Annotated in this window: 3 protein-coding genes; all 3 read left to right on the plus strand. The window is 74.4% G+C overall.

Annotated elements, in window-relative coordinates:
• Window positions 1–1,248: aminotransferase class I/II-fold pyridoxal phosphate-dependent enzyme (locus tag ACSNOK_RS31075; protein ID WP_436784138.1), on the plus strand; the 1,248-nt coding region annotated here is incomplete at its 5' end.
• A 490-nt stretch (window positions 1,249–1,738) separates the two neighbouring features.
• Window positions 1,739–2,323: a DUF2617 family protein gene (locus ACSNOK_RS31080; protein WP_436784139.1), complete on the plus strand. Its 585-nt coding sequence runs from the start codon at window positions 1,739–1,741 to the stop codon at window positions 2,321–2,323.
• A gap of 70 nt (window positions 2,324–2,393) precedes the next feature.
• The gene (locus tag ACSNOK_RS31085; RefSeq protein ID WP_436784140.1) at window positions 2,394–3,968 is read left to right on the plus strand and encodes a polyamine aminopropyltransferase; all 1,575 of its coding nucleotides are present in this window, start codon (window positions 2,394–2,396) and stop codon (window positions 3,966–3,968) included.
• The last annotated feature ends 410 nt before the right edge of the window (window positions 3,969–4,378 follow it).

A 4,378-nucleotide genomic window follows, 5' to 3' on the forward strand; every position in this document is an offset into this window, starting at 1 on the left:
GCCGCCAGTTATCACGGGGACGCCCGGGGGCCCGCGGCGCGGCTCGCGGGGCTGGGCACGTCGGTGTTCACCGAGATGACCGAGCTGGCGCGGAGCACGGGAGCGGTGAACCTGGGACAGGGCGTGCCGGAGCTGGGCAGCCCGCGCGCGCTGCTGGAGGACGTCGCGGCGGCGGTGCTGGCCGGCGCCAACCAGTACCCGCCGGCCCACGGCACCCCCGCGCTGCGCGAGGCGGTGGCCGCCCACCAGCGGCGGCGGTACGGGCTGGAGTACGACCCCCAGGGCGAGGTGCTGGTGACGACGGGCGCCACCGAGGCGCTCGCCGGGGCGCTGCTGGGCCTGTGCGATCCGGGGGACGAGGTGCTGGCCTTCGACCCCTGCTACGACGCCTACGCGGCCGTGGCCCGCTTCGCGGGTGCGAAGCTCGTGCCCGTGCCGCTGGTCACGGAAGGGGACGCCTTCGTCCTGGACGCGGACGCGCTGCGGGCCGCCGTCACGCCGCGGACCCGGGTCCTGGTCCTGAACACGCCGCACAACCCGACGGGCAAGGTGTTCACGCCGGAGGAGCTGACGGTCATCGCCGGGGTGTGCCGGGAGCACGGGCTCACGGTGGTGACGGACGAGGTGTACGAGCACCTGGTGTTCGACGGGACGACGGCCGGCGAACCCGGGCACGTTCCCGCCGGGGGGCCCGGGGCCGGCGGGCCCGTGCACCGGCCGATCGCCACGCTGCCGGATATGCGGGAGCGGACCCTGATCGTCTCGTCGGCCGGCAAGACGTTCGGCGTGACCGGCTGGAAGGTCGGCTGGGTCTGCGGGCCCGCGCCGCTGGTGGCGGCGGTGGCGGGGGTGAAGCAGTTCCTCACCTACACCTCGGGCGCGCCCTTCCAGGACGCGCTGGCGCGGGCGCTAGGGGGCGTGGAGGAGTGGGCGGCGGAGCTGCGGCGGACGCTGGGGCGCCACCGCGATCTGCTGAGCGAGGGACTGATGCGCGCCGGGTTGCGCCCCTACCGGGCGGACGCCGGGTATTTCGTTCAGGCGGACATCCGCGCATGGGGGCATGAAGACGGCGTGCGATTCTGCCGTGAACTCCCTTTGCGCGCCGGGGTGGTGGCCATTCCGACATCCGCCTTCTTTGTGCGCCCGGGCGCCCCTTCCCATCTGGTGCGATTCTCGTTCTGCAAGCGCGAGGAAGCGGTTCGCGACGCCGTGGAACGCCTGGAACGGGCGGCGGCGGGCGCGCGCTGACCCGGGAGCGCCCGGCTCGGCAGGCCGTCTCAGCGCTCTGACGAGCACTGACGCGCGCCCGACGGGCGCCCGGGCGCCCCCTTTCCGCCCCGGCCCTCGGTGCGGAAACCGCTGCCGGCCCTTTGCCGAACACGTCGGGAAACCCCTGGCAAAGGGCGTTTGATCTGGGGATTTGCAAGTGGCCCATGCTTGACCGCATATGCGCCCGGCGGTGACAACTGCCGCCGGGCGTTGTTTCGTTGAACATGTGAGCTGTCCGGCCCACGCGTGGATGGAAAATCGACGATGATGGGTAAAAATGCTGTGGGCGCCCTTGGCTTCATGATTTCCTCTCGATCAGAGCCACGTTCAGAGAAAACTCCCGGGATTCCTCGGAAACGTCTCCGCCGGATCCGGGAGCCTCCAAAGTGGGCATGAGCCGGCGCCTCGAAGACCTGGTCCTCCTCGGGTGGGCCGGCCATCCCCCACTGTTCGCTCGCGGAGCCCACCCATGCTCACCACCCTCAAGACCAGCTACACCGACACCCGCGCGGCCGACCTCGCCTGGTGCCTGGGCCGGGAGCCGCTGCCGGCGCTGGCCGTACTGGATCTCCAACTCGACGCGGCGTCGGTGCAGTTGCGGCTGCTCGGCGCCTCCCACCAGGTCCTGCTGGAGGAGGACAGCGGCAGCTGCTCGGAGACGGTCGCCTGCATACCCGGCAGCAGCACCCCGTTGCCCCTGGGGGTCGCCAAGCGCGTCGGCAGCTGGGAGTACGAATTCGCGGCGCGCGTCGAGACCTTGTCCCGGTGCTCGTTCGCCGGGCGGGCGCAGGAGCTGCTGGCGCTGGTCGCGGAGCACCCCCAGGGGCTCGCCGGAACGTTTCCGGGCGACCCGCACGCCTTCACCGCCCTGCTGGCCCAGCGCCGGGACGGCCAGGTCAGCTGGCGCACCTGGCACGCGTACCCCCAGGAGGGGCGGCTCGTCGTCACCCGCACCAGGGTGGGCGTGCGCGCCGACTGCGCTCCGGCGGGCGCGCGGGGCGCCGCCGCCCGCCCTGGCGCGAGCCCCCTGGCGAACGGCCCGTCCCTCAACTGACTTCCGCGTCACCCGCATTGAACTCGTGTGGGTGACGTGACGTGGCCGGATCGTGACGTAGCGTTCCGGCATGATCTACCGACCGGTACCCGCACGCTTGCCCGTACCGGCCGGGCTCGGCCGTCTGCTCGTGCTGATCACGGTCTTCGTCTGCGCCGCCTGCGGCCTGGTGTACGAGCTGGAACTGGTCGCCCTGGCCTCGTACCTCATCGGCGATTCCGTCACCCAGGCGTCCGTCGTGCTGTCGGTGATGGTCTTCGCCATGGGCGTGGGCTCGCTGCTGGCCAAACGGCTGCGGCGGCGCGCCGCGCTCGGGTTCGCCGCCGTGGAGGCAGTGCTGGCGCTGGTCGGCGGCATGTCGGCGATGGCGCTGTACGCCTGCTTCGCCTGGTACGGCCGGGCGTGGCCCGCCCTGGTGGGCTTCTCCCTGGTCATCGGGGTGCTCATCGGGGCGGAGGTGCCGCTGCTGATGACCCTCATCCAGCGCGTCCGGCGGCAGGACGCGGGCGGCGCGGTCGCCGACCTCTTCGCCGCCGACTACGTGGGCGCCCTGGTGGGAGGGCTCGCCTTCCCGTTCCTGCTGCTGCCGATGCTCGGCCAGCTGACCGGCGCGCTGGTGACCGGCGCGATCAACGCCGTGGCGGGCGGGGCGCTGGTGCTCTGGGTGTTCAGAGGTGACCTGAGTGCCCGGGCCCGCCGGGCCGTGACGGTCGCCAACGCGCTGGTCCTGGCCCTGCTGGCGCTCTGCTCGGCGCTCACCGGACCGTTCGAGCGGGCCGCGCGGCACGCGGTCTACGGCGGGGACGTACGGGTCGCCGTCCGCACCGAGCTCCAGGAGCTCGTCCTGGCCGGAGGCGGCAGCGGCGGCCGTCCGCTCACGCTCTTCCTCAACGGACGGCCGCGCGTCACCGGCGAGCCCTCCCGCTACCACGAGGCCCTGGTACGGCCCGCGACCGCCGGGCCGCGCCGGCGCGTCCTGGTGCTCGGCGGAGGCGACGGCATCGCCCTGCACGAGGTGCTGCGCCGGCCCGGGGTGGCGGAGGTGACGGTCGTCGAACCGGACGCGGCGGTGGTGCGGCTCGCCCGCACCGACCCCGGCCTGCGCCGCCTCAACGGGGACGCCTACGCGGATCCCCGGGTCACCGTCGCGCACACCGACCCCTTCGCCTGGCTGCGGCGCACGGCGGCCGGCGAGGAGCCCTACGACGTGGAGGTCTGCGACCTGCCGGGGCCGGACGGACCCGAAGGCACCAAGCTGTACTCGCAGGAGTTCTACGGGCTGGCCGCACGGCGCCTGGCGGCCGACGGGCGCTTGGTGGTGCACGCGGGGCGCGTGTCCGGGAACGCGCACGACTTCTGGACGGTGGACGCGACCCTGCGGTCCGTCGGCCTCGCCACCGAGGCGTACCGGGCCGGGGCGGCGGGGGAGGAGTGGGGGTTCCTGCTCGCCGCCCGGGCGCGGGAGGCCGTCCGGGCGCGGGCGGAGGAACGGGCGCCGGGCGGGGCGGGGCCCGCCGAAGCGCCCGCGGAGCCGCCGCCCGCGGGCCTGCCCGAGGCGTCCCGGGCGGGCGCCCGGCCCGTCGCGCGGCCGCAGGGGGCCGACGAGGCGCCGTCGACGCTGATGCGTCCGCGGTACGGGAAGTGAGGCGGCGGCCTCCACACCCGAGTGGCCTCCACACCCGAGTGGCCTCCGAGCCCGAGTGGCCTCCGAGCCCGAGTGGGCTCCGAGCCCGAGTGGGCTCGATGTCCGAATGGGCCTGCGTCCAAGCGGGTCCACGCCCGAGGGGGCCCGGCATCCGGCATGCCGGTACGTCGTCACCCCGTGTCGTCACGCCTGCCGCTCCGGCCCCGTGCCGCTGTTCCCGCGCCACCCCCACGCCGCCGTGTCCGCCGCTTCAGCCCCCGCGCCGTACGGGTGCCGGTACCGGCCCGGCCCCCGCCTTTTACCGCCCCCGCCTTCTACCGCCGCGGCCTCGTACCGCTGTGCCCACGCCGCCGTGTCCGCCGCTCCACCCCCCGTGCCGGACGGGCTCCGGTGTAGGTCCGGCCCCGCCC

The organism is Streptomyces sp. URMC 126 (genome assembly GCF_051386555.1).
Classification (GTDB): Bacteria; Actinomycetota; Actinomycetes; order Streptomycetales; family Streptomycetaceae; genus Streptomyces.